Annotated in this window: 21 protein-coding genes; 6 read left to right on the top strand and 15 right to left on the bottom strand. The window is 40.7% G+C overall.

From position 1 onward, the window contains the following. A partial coding sequence (locus CQA40_RS07950) for an outer membrane beta-barrel protein (protein ID WP_220271906.1) occupies positions 1 to 741 on the top strand: 741 nt, incomplete at its 5' end. 198 nt (positions 742 to 939) lie between these two features. Here CQA40_RS07950 and CQA40_RS07945 read toward each other — a convergent pair. From CQA40_RS07945 to CQA40_RS07885, 14 genes are all read right to left on the bottom strand, one after another. Then, on the bottom strand, positions 940 to 3,357 hold the full coding sequence (locus CQA40_RS07945; protein WP_115520341.1) for a hypothetical protein: 2,418 nt from the start codon (positions 3,355 to 3,357) through the stop codon (positions 940 to 942). Between the two features lie 31 nt (positions 3,358 to 3,388). Next, on the bottom strand, positions 3,389 to 3,880 hold the full coding sequence (gene queF / locus CQA40_RS07940) for a preQ(1) synthase (RefSeq protein ID WP_115520340.1): 492 nt from the start codon (positions 3,878 to 3,880) through the stop codon (positions 3,389 to 3,391). 306 nt (positions 3,881 to 4,186) lie between these two features. Next, positions 4,187 to 5,089 carry a TMF family protein gene (locus CQA40_RS07935; protein WP_115520339.1) on the bottom strand — a complete coding sequence of 301 codons (903 nt, stop codon included), beginning with the start codon at positions 5,087 to 5,089 and terminating at the stop codon, positions 4,187 to 4,189. A 295-nt stretch (positions 5,090 to 5,384) separates the two neighbouring features. After that, positions 5,385 to 5,621: a hypothetical protein gene (locus CQA40_RS07930; RefSeq protein WP_115520338.1), complete on the bottom strand. Its 237-nt coding sequence runs from the start codon at positions 5,619 to 5,621 to the stop codon at positions 5,385 to 5,387. Continuing rightward, entirely contained in the window at positions 5,608 to 5,985 is a 378-nt protein-coding gene (fliS, locus tag CQA40_RS07925) for a flagellar export chaperone FliS (RefSeq protein WP_023927103.1), read from the bottom strand. The genes CQA40_RS07930 and fliS overlap by 14 nt, the downstream gene beginning before the upstream one ends. Positions 5,986 to 6,030: 45 nt before the next feature. Then, the gene (fliD, locus tag CQA40_RS07920) at positions 6,031 to 8,058 is read right to left on the bottom strand and encodes a flagellar filament capping protein FliD (protein ID WP_115520337.1); all 2,028 of its coding nucleotides are present in this window, start codon (positions 8,056 to 8,058) and stop codon (positions 6,031 to 6,033) included. Between the two features lie 68 nt (positions 8,059 to 8,126). Then, entirely contained in the window at positions 8,127 to 8,276 is a 150-nt protein-coding gene (locus CQA40_RS11235; protein ID WP_181882890.1) for a hypothetical protein, read from the bottom strand. A 403-nt stretch (positions 8,277 to 8,679) separates the two neighbouring features. After that, complete coding sequence (locus CQA40_RS07915) at positions 8,680 to 9,078, bottom strand: flagellar protein FlaG (protein WP_023927105.1); 399 nt, start codon at positions 9,076 to 9,078, stop codon at positions 8,680 to 8,682. 76 nt (positions 9,079 to 9,154) lie between these two features. Then, positions 9,155 to 10,549 carry a murein hydrolase activator EnvC gene (locus CQA40_RS07910; protein ID WP_115520336.1) on the bottom strand — a complete coding sequence of 465 codons (1,395 nt, stop codon included), beginning with the start codon at positions 10,547 to 10,549 and terminating at the stop codon, positions 9,155 to 9,157. Beyond that, on the bottom strand, positions 10,549 to 11,358 hold the full coding sequence (locus CQA40_RS07905; protein WP_023927107.1) for a hypothetical protein: 810 nt from the start codon (positions 11,356 to 11,358) through the stop codon (positions 10,549 to 10,551). Before CQA40_RS07905 ends, CQA40_RS07910 begins: the two co-directional genes overlap by 1 nt. Next, positions 11,345 to 12,019: a cell division ATP-binding protein FtsE gene (locus CQA40_RS07900; RefSeq protein WP_023927108.1), complete on the bottom strand. Its 675-nt coding sequence runs from the start codon at positions 12,017 to 12,019 to the stop codon at positions 11,345 to 11,347. The genes CQA40_RS07905 and CQA40_RS07900 overlap by 14 nt, the downstream gene beginning before the upstream one ends. Beyond that, positions 12,016 to 13,698 (bottom strand): tRNA (guanosine(46)-N7)-methyltransferase TrmB, encoded by a 1,683-nt coding sequence (gene trmB / locus CQA40_RS07895; RefSeq protein WP_115520335.1) that lies wholly within the window; start codon positions 13,696 to 13,698, stop codon positions 12,016 to 12,018. Before trmB ends, CQA40_RS07900 begins: the two co-directional genes overlap by 4 nt. 16 nt (positions 13,699 to 13,714) lie before the next feature. Beyond that, positions 13,715 to 15,148, bottom strand: a complete 1,434-nt coding sequence (locus tag CQA40_RS07890) for a fibronectin type III domain-containing protein (protein ID WP_115520334.1) — start codon at positions 15,146 to 15,148, stop codon at positions 13,715 to 13,717. After that, positions 15,069 to 16,376 carry an RluA family pseudouridine synthase gene (locus CQA40_RS07885; RefSeq protein WP_181882889.1) on the bottom strand — a complete coding sequence of 436 codons (1,308 nt, stop codon included), beginning with the start codon at positions 16,374 to 16,376 and terminating at the stop codon, positions 15,069 to 15,071. Before CQA40_RS07885 ends, CQA40_RS07890 begins: the two co-directional genes overlap by 80 nt. A gap of 161 nt (positions 16,377 to 16,537) precedes the next feature. Here CQA40_RS07885 and CQA40_RS07880 point away from each other — a divergent pair, with 161 nt between their 5' ends. The 3 genes from CQA40_RS07880 to CQA40_RS11820 all read left to right on the top strand — a co-directional run bounded on the left by CQA40_RS07880 (position 16,538) and on the right by CQA40_RS11820 (position 19,183). Beyond that, positions 16,538 to 17,326, top strand: coding sequence for an ABC transporter ATP-binding protein (locus CQA40_RS07880; protein ID WP_115520332.1), 789 nt, complete (start codon positions 16,538 to 16,540; stop codon positions 17,324 to 17,326). 97 nt (positions 17,327 to 17,423) lie between these two features. After that, complete coding sequence (locus CQA40_RS07875) at positions 17,424 to 18,305, top strand: hypothetical protein (protein ID WP_115520331.1); 882 nt, start codon at positions 17,424 to 17,426, stop codon at positions 18,303 to 18,305. A gap of 305 nt (positions 18,306 to 18,610) precedes the next feature. Then, the gene (locus CQA40_RS11820) at positions 18,611 to 19,183 is read left to right on the top strand and encodes an LPP20 family lipoprotein (RefSeq protein WP_115520329.1); all 573 of its coding nucleotides are present in this window, start codon (positions 18,611 to 18,613) and stop codon (positions 19,181 to 19,183) included. Between the two features lie 110 nt (positions 19,184 to 19,293). On the opposite strand, the gene tilS is transcribed toward CQA40_RS11820, so the two are convergent. Further along, positions 19,294 to 20,544, bottom strand: coding sequence for a tRNA lysidine(34) synthetase TilS (tilS, locus tag CQA40_RS07860; RefSeq protein WP_115520328.1), 1,251 nt, complete (start codon positions 20,542 to 20,544; stop codon positions 19,294 to 19,296). 299 nt (positions 20,545 to 20,843) lie between these two features. On the opposite strand from tilS, the gene fabI reads away from it, so the two are divergent. Further along, on the top strand, positions 20,844 to 21,671 hold the full coding sequence (fabI, locus tag CQA40_RS07855; RefSeq protein WP_115520327.1) for an enoyl-ACP reductase FabI: 828 nt from the start codon (positions 20,844 to 20,846) through the stop codon (positions 21,669 to 21,671). Positions 21,672 to 22,034: 363 nt separating this feature from the next. Further along, positions 22,035 to 23,486 carry a Na+/H+ antiporter NhaA gene (nhaA, locus tag CQA40_RS07850; protein ID WP_115520326.1) on the top strand — a complete coding sequence of 484 codons (1,452 nt, stop codon included), beginning with the start codon at positions 22,035 to 22,037 and terminating at the stop codon, positions 23,484 to 23,486. Positions 23,487 to 23,491: the final 5 nt, after the last annotated feature.

The raw sequence follows: 23,491 nt of genomic DNA, 5'->3' as shown, positions 1-23,491 counted from the left end.
CCTCTAAACCTCTCTAATAGAAAAATGCTGAAATCTATTTCTAAAAAATCTCTTAGTAGATTTTGTGCCCTAGCTTTTGCTTCTTTCGTATTTTGTGGCACTGCTTGTTTTGCTGAAATAAGTGGTGGGTTTGTCGGAGCGTATTATGGATATGGCGAGTTTAGGCAAGTATCTAGTGGCACTTTTGGCTTAGGTGGCACTCCTATCGCCACAGGAGCGACAAGGATAAAAGCCGATAGCTTTAGCACGGGGGTTAGCTTGGGCTACAAGCATTTTTTCAATCCTTATGTGGGGCTACGACTTTATGGCGAGATTGGCGTATATGTGCCAGAGTTTAGGTTTGAGGGGGAGGTAGAGGACGCTACGCTTATAAATTATGGAGCAAATTTAGATTTGCTAGTGAATTTTATCGCAAAGCCAGAGATAGATTTTGGGATTTTCATAGGTGGTGGTGTGGGGGCAAATACTTGGATTAGCAAGGAAATAGAGCAGCTTAAAAAAGACATTAGAGAGTATGGCTTGGGATTTAGGGTAAATGATACAAGGCTTGATGTCGCGCTAAATGCGGGCGTGCGATTTCACTTCGCTAGGAGGCACGGCATAGAGCTAGGTAGCAGAGTGCCTTTCTACCCCACTGTGGTGCTAAATGAGAATCTTTACGAAGCAGGTGCGAGTATAAATCTAAAGATTGAATATGTGCATATATACAATGTCTTTGTGCGATATACTTTTAGATTTTAGTAGATTTGGGGGAGAATCTAGTTTCTAAGCGCGATTAAGTTACTTTGTGAAAAACTTCGCTTGCAAATTTTTGTAAAAATATCGCAAAAACTCCACACAAACTCCACACAAAAATTTTTGCAAAACTTGTGCAAACCTTTGCAAAAATTTGCACAACTTCACACAAACAAAGCAAAAACTAAATCAAACCCACCAAAACTAAAATCTATACCCAACCGCTGCATTTGCGCCATAGAAGTATAGGCTTTGCCCAAGTGTTTTTGAGATACTTTGTGCGCTGATTAGCGATTGGATAGAGGCTTCTACGCCTAGAGTTACACCATTTGTGAAGTCTTTTTGGAAGCCAAGTGCTCCTCTTACCTTGTGGCTATGAGGTGTGCCAAAGCTAATAAAATCCCCACTAGGATATGCAAACTCTATGGATTTTTGGGAGTGAAAGGCTAGGTATTCATACTCGATTTTGCCAAGCAAAACTCCTTTTTTGGATTGCGCATTCTTTAAATCGCGCTCTACACCAAATACCCTTTCTTTTAGCTGTAATCGCGCTTCTAATCCCACGATAAGCCCTAAGTGATAGGCTTTGTAGCCCTGTGTTTTTATCGCGATAGAGGTGCTTTGTGGTGTGTTTGATTGTCCGCTAGATTCTGTAAAGCTAGGCAATATATTGGCACTTTGATGAAGCCCAAGATATGGAGTGGCTATGAAGTTTGATAGATGCACTACCTCATAGCCCACGCTAGAATCTAGCGCGATTTGATAGAGGCTTAGGCTAGATTTTAGGCTAGGATTTCCCCACAAAAGTGTGGTATTTACTCCCCTGCTTGAGTCTATAAATGTCATAAATCCACCAAGTCCTATTTTTAGCCAAAGCCTACTATCTCTAGTGAGTGGTGTGAAAAACATCGCCTCTGCTCCTGCAGTGTGAGAAGTAAGGCTTGAAGCGTAAGAAAGAAGTGTGCTTGTGGCACTATCTTTTATCGCGCTATAAATGTATCCTGCGTTTATCTCAAGTCGCGATACGCCAAAATAGCTTGCAAAGTCTTTTGCATATCCAAGCCTAACTCCTCCTCCTCCAGATATTTTGCTACTAGATTGCAAAATCCCTCCTATGAAGCCTATTTCTAGTGAGTTTGTTTTGATTTTGCTTGTGTGGCTTGTGTAGGATATGGGGTAGGATAGGTTTGACTTTAGTATGCTTATAAGGCTAAATGGCGCGGATAGGAGCGTGAATGCACTTTGGTTTAGCAAATCTGCGCTTTGGGCTAGTCTAGGGGAAGTCGCGGCATTTGTAGTGTAGATTTGATTTCCTAGTGCGTTTAGGGTGGATTTTTGATTTGTATCTAGAGAGGAAGTGAAGCTAGCGATTTTAGCTGTGTCTAGGTTTACGGTTAGTGTGCTTCCTTGCAGATTGGACTTGGCAAATTCTGTGTTGCCATTGCGTAAAGAAATATTACTCCCCATATTAAGAGTGCCTGTGATAAACTGATGAGTTCCTCCGCTTGCACCTTGTGCGTCAATGATGATTTGTCCAGAGTTGGTTACATTTCCTTGAATCTGCCCCATTTTGCCATTTAGCGCACCGATTGTAAGTGTGCTACCTGATTTATTTTGCACGCCACCTGTGGCACTCAAAGTCCCACCATAGATTGAAATGCTTGAATTACGCGGATTAGAAATCCCGCCACCATTGATAGAGTCTCCACCCATTTGTGAGATTAGAGTGCCACTCACACTCATACTCCCGCCGTTTATAAAGAGATTTCCACCGCCACCAAAAGCAGAATCTAGAGCATTAAAACCACCAGCCACGCTACCCGTGCTATCCACGCTCATATCTTTTGATTCTGCGCCATTATAGAAATCCCCCGTTATGCTTACACTTCCGCCATTTATGGTAAAAGTCGATACAGAATTTTCCCAAATACTGCTTGAATAGCCGACATTATAGACGCTACCCGTTAGATTCACGCTTCCGCCGTTATTTATAAATTCATTTTGAAATCGAATCGCTTTTGTTGCAGAGATTGTGAGGCTTGCACCTTGTGATATTGCAGTGCTGCCATCGTGGATAAAAAAGTTTGCATTGCTAAAATTCGCTCTAGCGTTTTGGGCGAGATTTAGAGAAGTGCCACGCGCAAAACGCACTTTTGATTCGCCACCATATTCTGAGCCTTGCGGGTTTATCGTATTCCCACTTGAGATAACGCTAAAACTCGCGCCACTACCGACACTTACGCTACCACTCTCAATCGCTAGGGTGTGAATGCTCATAAGCGTGGCTTCAACCCCGCTACCTATGCTAAACCCACCAGAATAAAAAGTCGTGGTATCATCGCGCACTTGCAAGGTGTATTGCGAAGTAGCCGTGCCATTTATGCTAAGGTGTGGATTGCGATTAAGCCCGATTGTCGTCATCTGCCAACCTTGCGGGCTTTTGATAGAAGTGATAGTATCCTGCCTTTGTCCGCCATTTAGCGTGATAGAGCTAGGCAACGAATAATCCGTGTAATCAAGCGCGTAAACACTGCTTCCCCCCCCCCCAACAAAAAAGGTATAAAACCCCAAAGATATTAGCGCATTTTTGGCAAAGGCTAGGTGGGTTTTTGTAGGTGTCATAGTGCTTCACACTCATAATATTCCCATAAATCTATGCTTTTTGAAATTTGGGCTTTTTGGGGACTACCAAATCGCTGCGAACTTCGATAGTGGTGTGGACATTTCCGCGTGGATTAAATTCTGCGGTGAGCTTTATCCACTTGGGCTTTAGCTTGGATTTTAGTGTGGAGTAGATTTCGTTTATGCTTGCTTCGTGGCTTATGTGGCGCGACATAAAGGAGTTTATGTAGAGTTTGATAGCTTTTAGCTCTACAAGCCATTTATCAGGGATATACTCTAGTCGCAAAGTAGCAAAATCAGGGTAGCCACTGCGCGGGCAAAGGCAACAAAACTCGGGCAAAGTGATTTTGATAATATAGTCATTTGGTGCGGTGTTTTGCCATAGCTCTAAGTCTTTTTGCGCGGTAAAGTTTTGGATTTGCTTCTCTCCGTATCGATTTGACTGCTTGGTGGATTTTGCATTTTTGCTTAGGAGTTTGTTTTGGGGTTTGTTTTGAGATTTGCTTGGATTTTTGGTTGGCATTTGATTTCCTTAAGTCTTGTGGATTTGCTTTGTGGGTATTTGCCTTTGTGAGTGTTTATTTTGCAAGTATTTACTTTTGCTAAGGTGGGCTTATTTTGGGAATTATAGCACGCGTGATGAAATATTTGATTTGTCAATAGCGATTTTGGTGCATAGATTTTGCTAGATTTGGGAGGCTAGGGTAGTGCTAGAGGATTTTAGCGATTGCGACATAGTGCTACACCTTTGGCACTACACTTTGTGCATTTTGTGGACATTGCGGATATTTGGGTGTATTTGTGCAAAAAGCAATTTGGTAAGGCAAATCTAAAATCTAACAATCAGCCTTGCATTTAGCGTGTAGTTTTGCTGTCGTTTGGCATTTGCAGAAATGCTAAATCCATCTTGATTGACACCGAAAAAATTATCAAACACGACAGCAGAATGCACTGATTTGATGAAAGGGAGCTGCCCAGCAAACTCAAAACCAAATCGCCCCATATCCACTCGTAGCCCTGCGTTTAGTGCGAGGTTTACATTGCCTATACCAAAATCCTTACTTGGTGTGCCAGAGAGGTTTAGCAGTCCTGTGTATAGCCCTGCAAACACACCAAATCTGTATGATTTTTCATTTTTTTGGGTGGCGATTAAGTTGGCTAGTATGTCAAGCCCTATGCCGTGTCTAGCCCATATCGTTTGGGCTGGATTGGTGGGGAATTTGCTATGAGAAATGTTTATATCGCCATAATACCTTAGCCCCACATACTTGCCAAAAAAGTGGCTACCACCTAGCATAAGCCCGTAATTAAGCCCGCTAGCTTTTTTTGTGGGGTTTTGAGTGCCGTCTACTTTTTCTTGCATTTGGGCTTGAAACCCACCTACTTCAAGCCCTAAGAAAAAGTTGTTTTTTGATAGATTTCTGCGTGTTTGTTTTGCTTGTATTTTGGCTTGCTTTTTTTCTTGCTTTTGGGCGTATTTTTGAGCTTTTGTTAGATTTTTGGTGGTTTGTTTATCTGTTTGTTCATCTGCAGAGGCTCTATTTGTACTTTGCATTTTTAGGGCTTCTATTTCTTTTTGGAGTTGCAAGATTTGCAAATCTTTTTCTTGCGCTTCTGCCTGCGAAGTAGCTGAAGTGCTACTTTGTGCTAATGCTAGGCTAGATGATAAAATCACTGTGCTTATTGTTGCACCTATCGTTGTTTTTATCAAGGTGGTAGAAAGGCATTTCATAATGTGTCCTTTTATGTTTGGATTTTGCTTATTGTAGGGTTGGGGGGTGGGTTTGATTGGAATGTCTTGCGTAAAAACACGAAAGACACATAATTGTAGCGCGTTTTTTTTTTTTTTTTTTGTTAAACAAGGTGCGGGTTTTGTGTTTTTGGTGCTTTTATTGATTTGAGTAGTTTGTAAATGATTTGCTAAAACGGTTAAGAAATAGCAGAATACAAAGCAGAATCAAAAAAAAGCATAAAAATCTTGGCAGGATAAAAAGAGTGGATAAACGCAAAAAAGATGAAAAATCGTGCTAGTGGGATTCTAGGAATTTTTTGGCAGCTTTTATGTGGAGGATTTGGGATTTGACTTGGTTTTGTTGAGATTCTAGCATTGTGATGATTTGGGCTAGAATCTCTTTTGTCTCCTCTAGCTCCTCTAGGCTATATTTTGCTAGCTCTTCTTGGCTAGGGAGATTATCTACCGCTATGCTTGCTTTGGCAGAGTCTTTGGAGATAAGTGCGATTTTTAGCTCATTAAGCCAATTCATTGGGGTGGATTTCCCTCCACGCTTCAAGTAGTCCTTTTACGACATTTACGACAATGTCTACTTTTTCGGGGTTGTTTTCGACATTGGCTTGGGTTAGGAGTTTGATTTGATGAGTGTATAGCCCTGTGAGATAGACTGCTACTTCGCCTCCACGCTCATAGTCAAGCACATTTAGTAGCTCTGTGAAAATATCAGTTACGCGGTTTATGTAGTAGATTTTTTTCTCAATGTCGCCATTTTCCATATTTACTTTGATTTGTCCAGCGAAGCGCAAGATTCCCTCATAGAGCATTTCTATGAGTTTAGCAGGGGATTCCACAGAGATTTCGTTTTGTTGGTAGAGGGCGTAGGCGTTGCTTCTCATTTGGGTGTCCTTAACTTTAGGTTCTAAATTCTAGGCTTTGCAAAGCTATTTTCTAGCGATAGATTGGTCTATCATCATTTGCACCGAGCCAAAAGCATTTTTTGTCTTTGCTATTTGGCTATCATAGGCAGCAAACCGACTTGCCATCGCTTCATACTTGCTATCAAGTAGCTCATTTGCGCTTTTTTTGTCTTTTTGCAATTTTTTTGCATCACGCTCTAGTGATGAGCTGTATGATTCAAGCCTTGAATTACTACCATCGACTAAATCCCCCAAAAATTTATCGATTTTGACAAAAACTCCGTCAATATGGACATCTTCGCCTTTGTAGTTTTTTTTCTCATAGCCGTAGAAAAACTCCTCTGTTTCTTGTGGCTGGCTTGATACTTGGGATTTTAGGCGGGATTCATCTAGGAGCATTACGCCTTTGTCATTTAGCGAGATTCCATAGTTCATCAAACTTCGCAGCTGGGAGTTTACTAATTCCGAGTAGGAAATCTCTCTATTTAGCGCGGTGCGGATAGAGCGAATGTCGCTTACGCCATTAAAAATCCCTGCGATTTTGCTATCCTCATCAAAGCGAGTGCTTTCATCTAGCTTTGGCACAAGCTCATTATAGGCTTTGACAAAGTCTTTTACTTGCTCGATGATAGCTTCATCATCGCGTCCTATGCTAATGATAGCTGGCTTGCCCTCTTCGGTGGTGGATTTTAGGGTGAGAGAAACGCCATTTATGACATCATTTATCTCATTGCTTGGGCGAGATACTCGCGCTCCGTTGTAGGAGATTTCTGCGTCTTGGGCTTTTTGGACATTTCTCACTTTGAAAAGCGACTCTTGCAGTTTGGAGTAGTTCTGTATCGTTCCTGCACGCAATCCCGTATCCTCTAGTGCTTGCTTATCTGCTGGGGTGTTTGTGCTGATTTTGATTTCGCCTACTTCGGAGTATAGCTCTAGATGTCCTTGCCCATCGGTTTTAGCGTGCATTCCTGCGATATTTTCTATCGCTTCGGCAATGATTTTGGCATTTTGCTCGCTAGTGTTTTTTTCTTTTGTCATTTTTGCCAAATCAAGCGGAACCGTGCCTATGGTAATCGTGCCACTTAGCTTGCCCGCTTTTACGGCGTTGTTTGCTTGGTATATGGGGTCATCGCCTGTTTTTGTTTGTCTAAACCCTAGCTCGCGTGCTTTTGTCCCCTCGACTTCTATCTCATTGCCACGCAAGTCATTGATGATAAGTCCCTTGCCGTCTTTGTCAAGCCCTATGTGGATTTGGCTATCTAGCAAATCTTTTAGCTCACTATTTTGCGCGATTGCTTCTTTTATCGCTTCTTTTAGCGCGAGGGTAGAATCCCCCAAACCATCGGTTTTTAGTTTCACGCTTACAGATTGGGTTTCTCCTTTTTTGTCCTTTAGCTTTAGTGTCAAATCCCCATCTTGCAAATCAAGGACATTGCTAGAAATGTTTTCGGTGCGTAGGATAGAGCCAAAGTAGATTCTACTTTCATCGCCCATTCCTTTGGAATTCATCATTAGCTGATATGGCTTAGAGCCACCTGTTTTCATCACTGTGCCGATGACTTCGCCATTTGTCTCATCAGTGATTGCTTGGGCTACATCGCCTACTGACATACCGCTTACTATGTCGATAGTGTAGGTTCTGCCTTTGGTGTAGAAACTTAGCTTAACATCGCTATCGCTAAATACGCTATCTCGGCTTTCAAATTTACCACCCACTTCGTTTATGTCGCCTTGTGCGAGGCTATGGACATCGATTTTTATGTCTTGTGGTGGGACACCGCTTGATACGCTTGCTTTTATGGCGTCATTGTTGATTTCTGTGCTTCGTCCTAGATAGCTTGAGTAGTCGCCTAGTGTCCTAGCAGGAGCGCGGAGCGCGGATATGAGGGTTTGGATTTCAGTTAGGGTTTTTTGCTTTTCGACATTTTCTTCCATTTTGCGCTCTATGGGCTTTACCATAGCTTTTTCATCAGCTTCTCTTAGCTTATCAATGACTTCATAGCTCAAAATCCCGCTTCCAGCACCTAGAGAGTTTATTTTGCCGATTGCCATTTTAGCTCCTTATCGTTCTTTTTGTGGGTATTGTGTTTGGTTTTGATTGGTGGCTACTTGTGTTTGCTTTATTTGTAGCCACCAAAAATCGTTGCAAAAATGTCGCAAAACACTGCAAAATCACTGCGTTTCCAAGCAAAATCTACGCCAAGTTTGCGCTTCGTGCTTTTGCTTGTGATTCTACTTGCGCATTTACTTTGCGTGTTTTGTAGTTGCATTTTTGCACCTCATACATCTCTTTAGTGAAGTTTTGCAAAATTTATTTTTTGTGTATGAGCTATTATCGACTTATTGCAGGATTGTTTTTAGTTTTGTGTGCTAGATTGTGGTTTGGTGGCTAAGATAGTAGCGCAAAATGGGCTAAAATAGAGAGCTAAAAGCAATCAATAAAAATCAAGCAGGAATTTGGAGTATTTTAAAATCTATGCAGGGTATTAAAATTGTGCAAGAATCAAAAAATCAAGGGAATTTAGTAGTGTTGCAAAGAATTATAAAAGAATCAAAAGCTAGATTCTAATAAGGATTTGTAAAATCTAGCTTTAATTTTTGTAAAAGATTCATATCTATCTTAGTCTAGAATATGTCTTGCTAGCTATTTGCCTTGCTAGAAAATAGCTCTTGCTAGCTTGTTTTATCAAAGATAAGTCCTAGCGTTTCATTCATTTTGCGTGCAAGCTCTATGGCGTCTCTGCTAGGGATTTCGCGGATAATCTTGCCACTATTTGGTTCTTTTACCGTTACTACAAGCCCTCGAATATCCTCGCTGTAACTGAAATTTATATCCGTGCCAATATCACGCATTTTTTTATTCATTTCTTTGCTAAGATTGACTAAATCTTGTTTGGTTTGCGCTGAATCTTGCTCTTGCGTGGCTTTGCGTTTTTCATCTTGCGTTGCGTTTGAAGCGCGTAGATTTGAAGCTCGCACGGTATCCATTCCTCGTGCTTCTCCTGCAGAACTAGCCATATTATAAAGAGTGTCTCTAATAGTAGAGACTTGCGCTGTATTAACCTCTGCCATAATGACCTCCTTGTGATTTTGGTTAGGTTGAACACCAAATATCGACTATTTATAAAAAATTTTTATTTGCTTTTGTTTATTTGCTTTTTGAGATGACTTCTAGTGGGTCGATATGCTTATCCTTTTGGGTTATTTCTAGTCCTAGTCGTTGGGACACTCTGCCTATGGTGTAGCCTTTTTTTACGATAAATCCGGGCTTGACTGTCGGGGCGATTTTGTCAAGCTGGGAATATATGGTAAATATTTCATTGCCGTGCTCAATAACCACGACTTTTTTTAGCATAGAAGAGACTTCTTTGGCAAAGACTACTTTCCCTTCAAAGATATTTTGCACCACAGCATTTGGTACTTTTGATATGAGCGTTATGGATTGGTTGAATACTTTTAGATTATAGACAGGGTCATTGTATTGTCCAAAGCTCTGCTCTACGGTGTAATACTCTAGTGGCGAGATAGTCTTTGGTCCTGTGTATTTCATCACAGGGACATCTTTGTAGCTATTTGCCACTTGCAAGATTTTGGGTGCTTCTTTTGTAGGTGGTGCAGGGGTTTGCGCTTGTGGGGTGGTGGCTTGCTGGGATTTTGCTTGCTTTTCTCTCTCTAGTCGTTCTTTTTCTTGTCTTTCTTTTTCGGCAGCAAGGGCTTTTTGTTGTTCTTTTTCGATTTCTTTTTGGGTTTTGGCTTTTATTATGTTTAGCTCTTGGAGGATATTATCAAGTCCATCTCTTTCTTTGCTGATTTGGAGCAGTCTTTCGTTGTAATCATTTAGCTCGGCTTGAAGTTTTTCATTTAGTAGATTTTGCTCATTTATCATTCTTTGGAGTTGTTCTTTGCGATTTTGCTGTGTGCCGATTAGATGAGTGATTTCATCGATATTTTTGGTAATTGAGCCGATTTGCTCGGCGATTTTGCCTTGCTTTTCACTTAAGCCTACGATTTTTTCTTTTGTCTGCTTGGTGAGAATCTCAAAAATATCCTCAAGTATGACATCATCTGGAGAAATCACGCTTTGTTTGTCAAGCACAAGCTGAAATGTCAAGTCTTTTATGATGAGGTTTGCGATATAAAATTGGATTTTGGATTTTTCTTCTTCGAGTGTTCTTAGGGCTTTTCGCAAGCCATCTAGTCGTCTTTCTTGAGTTTGGTTTTGGCTTTGGTTTTGGGTTATGTTTTTTTGGATAAATGTGATTTGTTCGCGTAGTTTTGTGATTTGTCGTTTGCGCTCGTTTATGGTGTTGCCAAGAGTGGTTAGACGATTTGAGATTTTGCGCTCTTCTTGGGCTTTTTGCTGAAGTTTTGCTTTGTTGTCTTGTATGTCTTTTTCAATGTCTTTTATGCTTTTTGTGTTTGCACTAAGTGGGCTTAGTCCCGCTAGCAAGGCGCACACACCAAGTGAAAGAAGCACACTGCCAAATGCCCTAGATACGCTTTGCAATCGCTTTGGCTTGTGCGCTAGGCTAGATTTTGCCATTATGCACGCCTTTGGAGTAGTATCGCTACGATTACGGAGGAGAGGCACACAAGCAGTGAGGTAAATAGCAAAATCATAAAATCAATCGCAAATCTAAACATTTCTTTTTGTAGCTCTAGTGCTTGGACGATACTTTCCGCCATAGAGGTGTTTGCACCATACAAAAACACAATGATAATCACACAAGTAGAGATAAGCGCGTCATAGATAGCATTTCTAAAGAAAAAGCGGTTTTTTAGCCAAAATCCCGCACCCATATAGCCCATAATCTCTATGCGTCTATGATGCTCAAAATGCCAAATGCGAATCTGGTCTATCATCAGTAGCAAGCTTAGTATCGCTATAAGCACTGCAAAAAGCTGTGTGCTAAACTTGACTAAAAATAGCAAGCGATAGGTTTGGTTGTGTGTCTTGCTGAAAGATTCTGCTTTGATTATGCTTGGAATCTTTGCAAGGGTGGATTCGATTTTTTCTAGTCGCTTGAGATTGGGGAAAGACTCTAGCTTAAGGTTGTAGTATAGGGATAGTTGCTTTTTGACATTTTCGTAGTCTTCGTTGTTCATATTGGTGCGGATTTTATCTAGCACAAAACTCGGGTCGATAGGCTCTATTGACATAGCTTCAGGGATATTTTGCTTGATAAAATCCAAACTTAGCTTTTGCTTACTTGCGATGACTATGGAGTAGTTTTGAGAGAGTTTGTCCTCCTTTGTCTCCACAGCACGAGAGACAATCAAAAAGCACTCAAATGCAAAAAGCAGTGCTACCAAAGGCAGAATCAAAAAGAAATGTTGCTTAATGTTGCTCATAGATTGCATTCCTTTCTCCATCGATTATCAAATGACGATAGTTGATATTTATCCGCACAGGCACGCGGTGAGTAACCACCATAATCGTCATCTCTAATTGCTCATTCGCACTCTTTAGCAAGCTCCAAATCATATCGCTTGAGAAGTCATCAAGATTGCCTGTGGGCTCATCGGCGAGAATAAGGCTAGGGCGATGTGCGATAGCGCGAGCCATAGCCACTCTTTGCTGCTCGCCACCGCTTAGCTCTAGGGGGCATTTGTTTGCTTTGTGAAGCAGTCCTATGTGGGTTAGGAGTTTTTCTGTTTGGGTGTGGATAGCGTCTTTTTTGTAGCCATTTATGTGCATAGGTAGAGCGATATTTTTCTCCACGCTCCATTCTTCGATTAGCTTGTAGTCTTGAAACACAATCCCTATGCGCTGTCGCAAGCGAGCGATTGCGCGTTGATTGTGCTTGGATAGGTTTATATCAAGCACAGATAGATTCCCTCCCATAGCTAGTAGCCCACCATAAAGCGAGCTAAGAAGCGTGCTTTTGCCACTTCCGCTTGGACCAGAGACAAATACAAAATCTTTGTGGTGGATTTCAAAATTTGCATTTACGATGACAGGCTCTTCGCGCTGATATCCTAGTGTTAGATTTTCTGCTTTGATTATGCTCATAGTTTCTCCAATAACGCGATAAATCTTTTGTGTGCCTCTGTCGTGGCTTTTGTAGGGAGTGGAGGCTCTTTGAGATAGTAGGAATCTACTTGCTTGTGATACATCTCAAATACGACTACGCAGCTCATAGGCTGGGCAAAATCGCCCATACGCACGATAAAAGCAAGCCTTGCAAAATCTTTGGATTTTTGGCTAGCAAAAATATCGCTGATATGCAAAAATCCATTTGCAAATACCTGCTTATGATTGATTAAGCTACTTAGTTTTGGCTGTTTTGTCAAAATGGATTTTACCAAGTTTTTGTCAAAAAGAAAATGTGATTTTAAAAGAATTGCACGATTTTTGCGCAAAGATTGCACTTTTAGCGTAAAAATATTTTTGTTTTGTCTAAGCCAGCGGGCTTGGTATTTGCTGATGATTTGGCTAGATAGTGCTTGGGTAGAATCTTTTGAGTTAGATTTTTGGCTAGATTTTGGGTTGTATTCTATCGTGGCAGTGGGGTTTGTTTTGCCATTATTAGCAAAATCGTTTTTTTCAAAATCTTGCGGTGTTTGAATGCTAGACTCTATCGTCATTTTCTGTGTCATTTTTCTCGCTATTTTTGGGGTGCTTTGCTTTTTTTTATTTGGTGTAGGTTGTAGATTTTGGAGGTTTTTGGATATGCTAAGTGCGTCTTTGAAGTAGATTTCATCATCAGTTTTTAGCTCCAAAATCCCACCCTTTTTTAGCACGCGAAGTGCTAGGGCTAAAAAATGCTCGCTAAAAACGCGGCGAGAGGGCGAGTCATTCCACGGCACAGGGAAGTGTAAAAATATGCAATCTAGGCTATTTGAGGGTAATATCTCTAAAAGCACCCTTGCATCAAAATGCAAGATAAAAAGATTTTGCAGATTTGAAATGGCGATGTTTTTTAGCACCTGCTCAATAGATGGGGTATGCACCTCAAGTCCTATGAAAATGTCATTTGGATTTTGCTTGGCAAGGTGTAGGATATGTCGTCCGCTACCAAAGCCGATTTCTAGGAATATTTTGGGAGATTTTGCGGGGAGATTGGCAGGAGATTTTGTCGTGGTTTTGGTAGTTGCTTTATCGGGTTTGGATTTGGGCGTAGCAGAATCCAAACTTATCTTAAATGCGCTAAAAACTCGCTCTAATAGCTCCTTTGGCGAGAGTAAAAAAGCTAGGGAGTGATTGCTAGTGTGGTGAGAAGTGTGCGAAGTGTGTGGGCTAGGGTGGTGTAAGTTTGCGTTTTGCAAATTTTGATTGTGTGGGTTTGAGTTGCGTAAATTTTGCAGACTTAAATTGTGTGGGTTTAGATTATGTGAGATGACTTCATAGTCTTGGCTTATGACTTCAAGTGCGGTTTTTAGCGTTGCCACAGGTGTGGGACGCGTGATTTTTAGCCCATTTATCAGCAAATCGTTACTCCGTGCTACCTCTTGAAGGAAAAATATATTTTTGTCAAATTTTATGGGGATAAGGGCTAGATTTTGGGATTTTAGGCTTTGGAGTTTGGGATAGATTTTTAGATTTTGGGTGTTGGCAAGTGATGCAAGTGAGGTGGTGGCAAGCGATTTGTTTTTAACCGTATCGCTTTGGTTAGGCGTGTTTATTGCACGAAGCAGGGTGCATTCTTGGCTTAAATTTGTTTTGGCTTTTTGTGCGAGAAAATGTGGCATTTATAGTGTGCTTTTGCTACTCTATCATTAGTAGCACTTCTTTGCTTGGGACAGATTCATTGCCCTCGCTATCAAGCGATACGACTTGGTAGGTGTATTTTTTGCCTTTTTGCATTTCTTTGTCGGTAAATACATTTTGTGTGGTGTTGCTAAATCGTAGTTGGGTGGATTTTTTGCCATTTTCGCGCCGATAGATTGAGTATGCTTTGACGCGCTCCAAATTTATCACTTCCCACTCAATCACTGCTTTACCATCTTCTATGGTGGCTTTTGAGATTGTGGGGGATGGCAGTGGGGGGAGGGTAGAGCCTAGTGTGGCAGATAAGGGGGGATTGCTCGCTACGCCGTCTTTATCAATAGCGATGACTTTGTAAAATCTCTTTAGCCCTTCTTTATTTTGTTTTTCACTTTGGTTTTGTTTGTCGTTTTGCCAAAAGGTTTGATTTTTTTGGAGTTTTTCTACATTTTCGGTGTAGGTGGTTTTGCGCGTTTTTCCGATAGATTTGTAGGGCGAGTCTTCATTGCTTGTGGCATAGATTTCATAGGTTTTTGCTCCCGGGATTGCCTCCCAAGTGAGTGTGATTTCTTTTGCTTTGTCGTTGCTTGCTTGGAGGGTTTCTACCATTGGTGGTTTTGCGCGGGTTTTGCCTAGTGCTACTTCGCTAGGGAGGGATTTTATGTTATTTATGTCTTGGGCGATGATACGGTAGGAGTATTGTGCTTCATCATCGAGATTTTCATCAAAATACTCTACAAGCAAGCGATTTTTTACTGTGGCTATGTTTAGGAATTTGCCCTTTGGGCTTTGCCTTTGGATAATGTAGCGCACAATGCTTGGATTTGGGTGAGGACTCCAAATAAGTTTTACTTGCTTTGCGTTGTTTTGGGAAGCGATGACTTTTTCGACAGGGTCGATAAAAGAAGTTTTTATAACAATAGAAGCGGATTTTTTTGAAGTGGCGTTATTGTGCCCTAGAGTTGCGATTTGGAAAGAATACTCCGTCTGTGGTAGGAGGGAATCTAGCACGAAGTGTGTGGCGTTTGGATTTTTTATGGTGGCGATTTTTTTGGTGGTGGAATTTTGGTTGTTTTGGTAAAGCACAAACCCTTTGATATTGGTATTTTCTAGCAACTCCCACTCAAATGCTATGGAGCTGACATCTGCAATGAAGCGCACTTTGTGAGCGGGGATTGTGGGGAGATTTTCATCGATTTTCTCTTCTTTGTTTAGGAAGCTAAAAGTTTGGGTTTTGTTGGCACAGCCGCTAAGCGATAAAATCAGCAAAAATGCCATAAAAAATAATATTGCAAAGTTTGCTTGCTTGAGATTGCTTGCTGGAGTTTTTGGAGGGTTTTGCATAGAGTGTGGGCTATGTGGTGCTTTTGTGATATGTGGTAGTGTCCTCATCATCAAACAAGCCCAAAATATTGGGGATTTTAATCGCTTCATCAAACTGCCTTTTTCCGAAAATTTTTAGGCAAAATTGTAGCATATCATCAAAAACACTCGCACAAAAAGCGTGGTATTTTTGGGTGTGCGCTAAATCTTTTGCATTTGCAAAATCCACATAATCTGTGGTGCTAGAATCGATAAGATTTGCAGGCATATATAGCAAGTATGCGTGCAAAAACACGCGTGGGGCAAATGTCTTTGAATGCTCTAAAAGCAATGCTTTAGATTCTTTTTTCATCGACTCTAGGCTAAAGCCATAAGTTGTGTCATAGAGAATGTGGCGATTTAGCTTTTCTAGGTGAGTGCGGATTTGGTGGGTGCGCCCTGTGTAGAGCTTGGCAGCTATGAGGGTTATGCCATTTGCTTGATTGCTTAGCAGTGGGGCAAATTCGCTTTTGGCATAGCGAGCACTTTGGAGTAGATTTTGTGGTGCGTTATGAAAGCTATCTATGTTTGCCATTTTTAGGCGGTTTTTGGGGTGGCGAGCGATTTTGGATTCTATGATTACGCGCTCTTTTAGGGGGGAATCTATGAGGGCTAGATAGTATCGCCCGATATTTTTTGCCTTTAGCTCACTGCTTAAAATCGCGTGTGAAGAGTTGTTTTTGGCAATGATGATAGCTCCGCTTGTTTGTTTATCTAGTCTGTGGACTATGCCAGCTCTTTGTTCTCCTGCAAGGTTTGATAGCATTATGTTGTTTGCTTTTAGCCAATCCACAAGGGTTGGCTCTTTTAGGCTTGGTGCGCTATGGACACACAAAAATGGTGTCTTGTTAAGAATCATAAAATCACTATTTTCATAAATTCGCTCAATGTGGATATTTTGGTGTTGGTTTGATTTTGGGCGTGGTTTTGTGGCACTTGAGTTTGTGGCATTTGAGAGAGTAAAATCAGTGGATTTTGCGCTCTCATCTATGGAGTCTAGAGTGATAAAATCTGTGGTAGCGCAATCAAGGGTAGAATCTTGTTTTTTTATGTGGATTTTGTCGTTTTCTTTTAGGAGGATTCCCCCTTTTTTGCAGGGCTTATTATTTAGGCTGACAAGCCCTTTTTTGATTAGATTTAGGACTTGTGATTTGCTTGTATTTAGAGCTTTTGTGAGGTATTCATCAAGGCGGATTTTATCGCTTTTATCTATTTTATCACTGATTTTATCTTTGTTTTGAGCTATCTTAGTGTGTGTAGATGCTTTAGAATCTAGCTCATTTTGTAGAAATATTTGCATATTTTTATCCTTAAAAACGCATTTATTAAGTCTTTTTGTTGTTTTAGATTTTGCGTGCATTATAGCAATTTTTGGGGTATTTTTACGCAAAGTCGCTATAATGTCGCCTTTTTGGAAAGGCATACTTTGCACCAACTTCGGCGATATATTTCGGAGAAAAAATGCTACTAGACATACAAAATCTAACGAAATTTTATGGCACAAAACTCGCACTTGATAGTGTATCTCTAAACTTGCAAGAGGGCAAGATAGTGGGGCTTTTGGGTCCAAATGGTAGTGGCAAGACTACACTTATAAAAGTGCTTTTGGGGTTGTTAAAGCGATATAGCGGGGAGGTGAAGTTTTGTGATAAGCCAATCGATGATATGGCAAAGGCGCATATTGCGTATTTGCCTGATAAAAACCATATCCCATTGCATTGGAATCTAAAATGGGCTTTTGAGTTTTTTGGCGATTTTTTTGGCGATTTTGACTATGAGCGGGCGGGGGATTTGAGTGAAAGGCTAAGGCTAGATACAAAATCTAAGATAAAGACTTTTTCAAAAGGCAACAAAGAAAAAGTCGCCTTGCTTTTGACGCTTGCAAGAAAGGCTAGGCTTTATATATTTGATGAGCCAATAGCAGGGGTAGACCCTGTGGCGCGAGAAGAGGTGTTTTCTCTCATAATGAGGTATTGCAAAAATAGCCAAGATACTTCACTAGAATCTTTGCAAAGCAACCCAAATGAGCCAAATATCCCAAATAGCCATAATAGTGCGAATTCTAGCAAAGATTACAATCCCTCCGTGCTTATTGCTACGCATCTTATCTATGATGTCGAGCAGATTTTAGATGAGGCGATATTTTTGTCTTATGGCAAGGTTTTGGCACACAAGTCTGTGGCGGATTTTACGAGAAATGGGCGTGAAAATCCTATCAATTTAGAGCAGGCTTTTAAAGAGGTTTTTTAGAGTGTTTTAAAAAGTGCGTTTGAGAATGCCTTGATAGCGCAGAAATCTAGTATCATAAAACATTTGTAGATTTTATTAGGTTTAAGGAGTGTTGTAAATGAGGAATCTACTAAAGTATGAAATCAAAGAGGGGTTTTTCCCATACTTGGTTATGGGGGTGGTGTTTTGTGTAGCTGTGGTGGGGATTGTAGCGATGATAAAGCTTGGAAATGGGCAATATGTTTTTACTTCTCCTAGCGATTTGCTTTTTGTCGCAGTATTTGGCGAGATTTGTTGGTTTTTGCTGATTTTTAGCGTAGTGGGGTTTGGTGTGGTGCAAGTGATAAATATCATAAATGCTTTTGGCAAGAATCTTTTTGGCGTGTATGGGTATTTGCTTTTTTGTCTGCCTTTGGGGGTTGATAGGATTTTGCTATCAAAGGTGCTTGGGTGCTTTATTTTAATCGGTGCTAGTTTTGTGTATTGTGCTGTGCTTGGATTTGGTGCGTTTGTGTATATTTCAGATTTTAGGTTGCTAGGAGCAGTTGGCGAATTTTTTGAGCGACTTAGTCGTGTGGATTTGGGGATTAGTATGGCATTTTTTGCGATACATTTATCGTATTATCTTTGCAAGATTCTTGAGTTTTTATTGCAGATTTTGCTTACTTTGGCGGTGCTTAATTTTTTGCGCGTTTCAAGTTTTCGCTCTGGGGTTGGGATTGGTATTTTTATAGGGATTTCTATTATGACAAGTATCATAGGAGCTGCGTGCAATGAGGTTTTAAACATCATAGGGATTTTGCCTTTAAGTGCTTCAATGAATGGTTTTTGGGATTCTTTTTCACTACTTTCTATCCAAAGGGATAATTTTTTAGACTTTATGAAAGATTCTCTTAGAATCTCGCTTGTGATTTATAATATTTTTTCTTATATTGTTACGAGTTTGGCTTATTATTTGTTTGCTAGATATTTGATTGTGAGGAAACTTGAGCTTGAGTGATTCTTATTTTGATATTTTGGCTGATATTTTGGGTGGTTGTGTCAAATTTTGTAGGAAATTTAAAAAAGTACAAGGTTACAAAACAAAGCAAAAAAGGGCTAATTTTTGTGATTTTGCGTGCTAATGTTTTGCCTAATTTTTTAGATTGCAAGCAAAGTTTTGTGTGCTTTAGGGCTTTTGGAGTGCAAAAATTACTCTAAAATGCCTAAAAACCTTGACAACAAAAAAGCAAAAGTGCTATAATCCCTCGCAATGCCGATTCTTTATGGTTGGAATCGACCAAATTCCTAAGTCAAGGATATTTAATGAAACAAATGCTTAAGGAACTAGGCTTGAGGGTGGGGACTGCCTTTTTTGCCGCAGGGTTGGTATTTGCTTCGCAATCTTTTGCTGCGACAGATGATGATGAAGATTACGATGATGAAGAAGAGTATGATGAGGAGGAAGATGACGAAGCAGATGATGAAAGCCCAAGCACTACGAGTGTGCCTGCTTCTAGTCCTAGAGGTTCAGGAGTGGCTAGGAGCGGTTTGCCCGCTGATTTTCCTAAGGAAAACGAGATTATAGAAATTGAAGTGGTGGGTATAGGGGTTGCCCCTGCTGATTGTTGCACGCCTGCGCAGGCTGTGGCTATGGCGAAGCGTTCGGCGATAGTCGATGGTTATCGGCAGCTCGGCGAACAAATGTATGGTATCAAAATCAGCTCAACTGATACGGTGCATAATATGGTGCTTAAAAATTCTCGTGTCAAAACGCGTGTAAATGCTGTGATACGCGGAGCGCAAGTGCGAGATAGCGCGTGCAAAGAGGGGATATGCCAAGTTAATATGGAGCTAAAGCTAGATAGTCGCGTGTGGTCTAGGATTTTTGGATTTTAGGTAGCTTTTTTGGTGGGGGGTGCAGGAAGCGTTTAGTAGTCTTTTTGTGCTTGTGGCTTTTAGAAAAAGTCATTTTTACCTTGAAAAAGCCTTTTTTCAAGGTAAAGATTCTAGTAAGACTGCTTTATAATAGATTCTAAGGCATCTTGATATTTTAGCTTTTTTTGTAGTGAAAAAGCATAGAGTGGTTTTCGCATTTTCTTTGGTATATGTGCCTTTCTAGCAAACTCTCTAAAATCTTTTGGTAATGCTTCTGCCCCGCTTGTCTCATCTATCACACTCATAAAGATATACATTTTTGATTCAGTTTCCAAAGAATCGCTTACAAAAATGCTAGTGATATTTTCTAGCATAAAGCCTTTTGTTTTTTTGCTAGATTTGATTAGATGATTTTTTGTGGTGTGATTTTTTGCCATATTCGTTGCCTTGCTTTGCCTACCCACTTCGCAGGAAAACCTACAGCGCACAATCTCTTCTCTTTGGCTAAAAGATAACACATAGCCACATTGTTTAGCTAGTCTATCTATGCAGTGAAGTGCTTCAAGCGTATTTTTTGCGCTTACCACCCAAAATCCTCCAAAATCTTTGATTTCCCCACTATATAGCGCGTTTTTTTCGCCCTCAAGGATAGCAAAGCTTTTTTGCAATCCTTTGCCAAAGCACTCCACAAACTCATTTGCAAATCGCATACGCACAAAGTTGCGCTTATATGCGCTATCTGTGTTGCTAGAATCCTCAAAAAACTTTAATCCTAGCTCCTTGCAAAATCCTAAAATCTCGCTCTTTTTTAGCAAAAGCATCGGACGGATAATGGCATAGCTTACTTCCTTTTTCACAAGCCCTTTTTGTCGTTTTTCTAGGCTTTCAAACCCTAGCATAGTGCCAAGCCCAGCCCCCTTGCCAAGCTGCATAAGTAGCCACTCAACCCTATCATTAAAATGATGAGCCAAAAGCAGATTTTCATATCCCAAACGCGCTATAAGCTCTTCAAAAAATTCGTAGCGAAATTCCCGCGCACTTGCTTCAAAGTTTGACTTGATTTTGGGACATTTTTTTACAAAGCATTGCTTGTGGTATGTTTTTGCCAATGCTATGGCATACTTTACTTCAGCTTTGCTTTGCTCCCTCACGCCATAATCTATGATAGCTATATCAAATTCTACGCGATTTTTAAGTAGCAAAAAAAACAACGCCACAGAATCAGACCCACCCGAAAAAGCAAGGAGGTTTTTGCAAGATTTTGGACTTTTCCCATTGCTTGATTTTTTGTTTTTTTTTGTTAGGTTTTTTGCGCTTATTTCTTGTGATTTTTGCTTTAGTGTGTCTATGTGGGCGAGTTTGGATATTATTTTATTTAGCATATTTTGAGTGTTTCTCCATAAGTGTTTTTGAAAGTGTTTTTAATTGGGTTTTGCGTGATTATTCCGACTTTGTGGTAAATCAACAAAGGGCAAAACTACAAAAATCAAGCAAACAAAAAAGATTCCAAGCATTTTATTTGAGCCAATACTTGCAAAAGCCCTAAAATCTCGCAAAATCTTAATCAAGCCATTACAGAATAAACCATAACTTTTATTCACTTCGTAGGACTTTTGCTTAATATTTCTTTGATATAATCCACTCTATCCAAACACATACTAAGCACAAAGGAGCACGCAAGATGATACTACAAGGCAAAAAGGGACTAATCGTAGGTGTGGCAAACAACAAATCCATAGCCTATGGCATAGCAAAAGCCTGCCACGAGCAAGGCGCACAAATGGCTTTCACTTATCTAAACGAAGCATTACAAAAACGAGTAGAGCCTATCGCACAGGAGTTTGGCTCAAATTGTGTCTTAGAGCTAGATGTAAATAACCAAACTCACTTAGATTCTCTAGCACATAAGCTAAAATCTAGCTTTGGCGAGATAGATTTCCTTGTCCACGCTGTGGCGTATGCCCCCAAAGAAGCATTAGAAGATGCGTTTATCAACACCACAAGAGAAGCCTTTGACATTGCGCTTGGCACTTCGGTGTATTCGCTACTATCGCTTACTCGCGCTTGCTTACCTATGCTAAAGGATAACGCCTCTGTTCTTACGCTTAGCTATCTTGGTGGAGTGAAATATGTCCCTCACTATAATGTGATGGGTGTGGCAAAAGCCGCGCTAGAATCTAGCGTGCGCTATCTTGCGCGTGATTTGGGCACACGCGGAATCCGCGTAAACGCTATCTCTGCAGGTCCTATCAAAACCCTTGCGGCAAGTGGCATAGGGGATTTTAGAATGATACTCAAATATAACGAAATCAATGCCCCACTTAAGCGCAATGTCAGCACTCAAGATGTTGGCAATTCTGCTATGTATTTGCTAAGTGATTTGGCAAATGGCGTAACAGGCGAAATCCATTATGTTGATGCGGGATACAACATAATGGGTATGGGAGATGTAACCAAAGATGATGAGGGCAAGACGATTTTGTGCTGGGATAAGCAAAAGGGGGAATAATCCGCTAGTGTCATCGCGACTAAAAATCCGCTATAAAATCTAGCTAGATTTTATAGCAAAATCACAAAAACCAAATCATAGCTTGTAGTCCACACACTAGCTTTTGTTGGCTTTTTGTGCTAGGTTTTTATATAGTTGCACTATTATTGTGCTAGGCATTTTTGGGCTTTGGATTTTGTTTGAAATATATTATAAAATCTTTGCAAGATGAAGTTTTTAAGTTTGCTAGATTTTGTGGGCAGAAAATCAAATCTTTAAGCAATGTTTGGAGAGGTTTAAACTGATTTTAGATTTGATTTTGATACAATTTTGGTTTTTAGCAATCTAATAAGCATATTTAAATTCAAAACACAAGGAGTATGAATGGAGAGGCTAGGAAGCAGGAGTGATAGGATAGAAGCACACGGCTTGCGTGAAGTTTTTGCAAGCTTTTTGAAAAACGAAGCATTAGGTGGGATAATCCTATTTTTTGCAGCACTCATAGCGATGATAGTGGCAAACTCGCCTTTAAGCGAGCATTATTTCAACTTTTGGCACATAAGGCTTGGAGTGGAAGCACAAGGGCTTATCCACGCTTTTCCAAACGCGTCTTGGCTAGAATCTTTGAGTGCACACTCACTTGGATTTGGCGCAGAAGATGGTAGCTTTTTTGTGGGCTTTAGTATTCATCAGTGGATAAGTGATGTGCTTATGTCGGTGTTTTTTCTTATGGTTGGGCTAGAAATCAAGCGTGAGGTGGTCGCAGGAGAGCTGGCTAGCTTCAAAAAAGCGATTTTCCCTGCACTTGCTGCACTTGGAGGTATGATTGTCCCGGGGATTATTTATTTTGCACTAAATGCAGGCACACCTAGCGCACACGGATTTGGGATACCTATGGCGACAGACATTGCTTTTGCGCTTGGGGTGATAATGCTGCTAAAAAGCCGTGTGCCTATGGCTCTAAAGGTATTTTTGGTTACACTTGCTGTGGTTGATGACTTGGGTGCGATAGTTGTCATAGCGATATTTTATGCGAGTGGCTTGCACTTGGGGTGGCTTTTTTTGGCAGTGCTACTGCTTTGTGGGCTTATCACACTAAATAAATTTGGCATAAAATCTCTTACTCCTTATCTTTGTGTAGGTGTGCTTTTGTGGTTTGCAGTTCATTATAGCGGTATCCACGCTACGATTGCGGCAGTGGCAGTGGCGTTTTGTATTCCTGTGCGACCTAAGATTTCGTTTGCAGAATTTGCCCCGCTTGTCAAAGATACGGCGGATAGGTTTGATGAAGATGAGGACAACAAAGGCACGCAAAAGTTTTTGAGCGAATCTCAAATAGCTAGTTTGAGAGCGATAAAAAATAGCCTAAAATCTGTCCAAAGTCCACTAGGACGACTAGAGAGGGCATTGCAGCCGTGGGCAGCATTTGTGATAATGCCTCTTTTTGGGTTTGCAAATGCGGGGGTTAGCCTAAGTGGTGCAGATATGGATTTGAGCCATATCTTTAGCGTAGATAAGGTGTTTTTAGGCGTGGTGCTAGGGCTACTTATCGGCAAGCCTTTGGGGATATTCCTCATCACATTTGTATGTGAAAAAATCGGCATAGCAGCTCGTCCTAGCGGAATTTCTTGGGTGCAGATTTTGGGAGCTGGAATGCTAGGGGGCATAGGCTTTACGATGTCTATGTTTGTATCTGATTTGGCTTTCCGTGGGAGTGAGCATTTTGAGATAGCGACAAATGTTTCTAAAATCGGTATCCTTAGTGGCTCGATTTTATCTGGGATTGTAGGGGCGGTTTTTTTGCTTTTGGTATCAAAAGTAAAAAAAAATACATAAAACAA

This window comes from Helicobacter sp. MIT 01-3238 (genome assembly GCF_003364135.1).
Taxonomy (GTDB): Bacteria; Campylobacterota; Campylobacteria; order Campylobacterales; family Helicobacteraceae; genus Helicobacter_B.
This window is presented reverse-complemented; position numbering and strand designations above follow the sequence as displayed.

Excerpts from the sequence above, each read along its gene's own strand:
- CQA40_RS07880 (WP_115520332.1), top strand. The coding sequence starts at position 16,538 with ATGCTACTAGACATACAAAATCTAACGAAATTTTATGGCACAAAACTC.
- CQA40_RS07930 (WP_115520338.1), bottom strand. The coding sequence starts at position 5,621 with ATGAATTGGCTTAATGAGCTAAAAATCGCACTTATCTCCAAAGACTCT.
- CQA40_RS07910 (WP_115520336.1), bottom strand. The coding sequence starts at position 10,549 with ATGGCAAAATCTAGCCTAGCGCACAAGCCAAAGCGATTGCAAAGCGTA.
- trmB (WP_115520335.1), bottom strand. The coding sequence starts at position 13,698 with ATGCCACATTTTCTCGCACAAAAAGCCAAAACAAATTTAAGCCAAGAA.
- fliS (WP_023927103.1), bottom strand. The coding sequence starts at position 5,985 with ATGAGAAGCAACGCCTACGCCCTCTACCAACAAAACGAAATCTCTGTG.
- CQA40_RS07900 (WP_023927108.1), bottom strand. The coding sequence starts at position 12,019 with ATGAGCATAATCAAAGCAGAAAATCTAACACTAGGATATCAGCGCGAA.
- tilS (WP_115520328.1), bottom strand. The coding sequence starts at position 20,544 with ATGCTAAATAAAATAATATCCAAACTCGCCCACATAGACACACTAAAG.
- CQA40_RS11235 (WP_181882890.1), bottom strand. The coding sequence starts at position 8,276 with ATGCAACTACAAAACACGCAAAGTAAATGCGCAAGTAGAATCACAAGC.
- CQA40_RS07945 (WP_115520341.1), bottom strand. The coding sequence starts at position 3,357 with ATGACACCTACAAAAACCCACCTAGCCTTTGCCAAAAATGCGCTAATA.
- fliD (WP_115520337.1), bottom strand. The coding sequence starts at position 8,058 with ATGGCAATCGGCAAAATAAACTCTCTAGGTGCTGGAAGCGGGATTTTG.
- CQA40_RS07905 (WP_023927107.1), bottom strand. The coding sequence starts at position 11,358 with ATGAGCAACATTAAGCAACATTTCTTTTTGATTCTGCCTTTGGTAGCA.
- CQA40_RS07935 (WP_115520339.1), bottom strand. The coding sequence starts at position 5,089 with ATGAAATGCCTTTCTACCACCTTGATAAAAACAACGATAGGTGCAACA.
- queF (WP_115520340.1), bottom strand. The coding sequence starts at position 3,880 with ATGCCAACCAAAAATCCAAGCAAATCTCAAAACAAACCCCAAAACAAA.
- fabI (WP_115520327.1), top strand. The coding sequence starts at position 20,844 with ATGATACTACAAGGCAAAAAGGGACTAATCGTAGGTGTGGCAAACAAC.
- nhaA (WP_115520326.1), top strand. The coding sequence starts at position 22,035 with ATGGAGAGGCTAGGAAGCAGGAGTGATAGGATAGAAGCACACGGCTTG.
- CQA40_RS11820 (WP_115520329.1), top strand. The coding sequence starts at position 18,611 with ATGAAACAAATGCTTAAGGAACTAGGCTTGAGGGTGGGGACTGCCTTT.
- CQA40_RS07875 (WP_115520331.1), top strand. The coding sequence starts at position 17,424 with ATGAGGAATCTACTAAAGTATGAAATCAAAGAGGGGTTTTTCCCATAC.
- CQA40_RS07890 (WP_115520334.1), bottom strand. The coding sequence starts at position 15,148 with ATGAAGCGATTAAAATCCCCAATATTTTGGGCTTGTTTGATGATGAGG.
- CQA40_RS07885 (WP_181882889.1), bottom strand. The coding sequence starts at position 16,376 with ATGCAAATATTTCTACAAAATGAGCTAGATTCTAAAGCATCTACACAC.
- CQA40_RS07915 (WP_023927105.1), bottom strand. The coding sequence starts at position 9,078 with ATGGCAGAGGTTAATACAGCGCAAGTCTCTACTATTAGAGACACTCTT.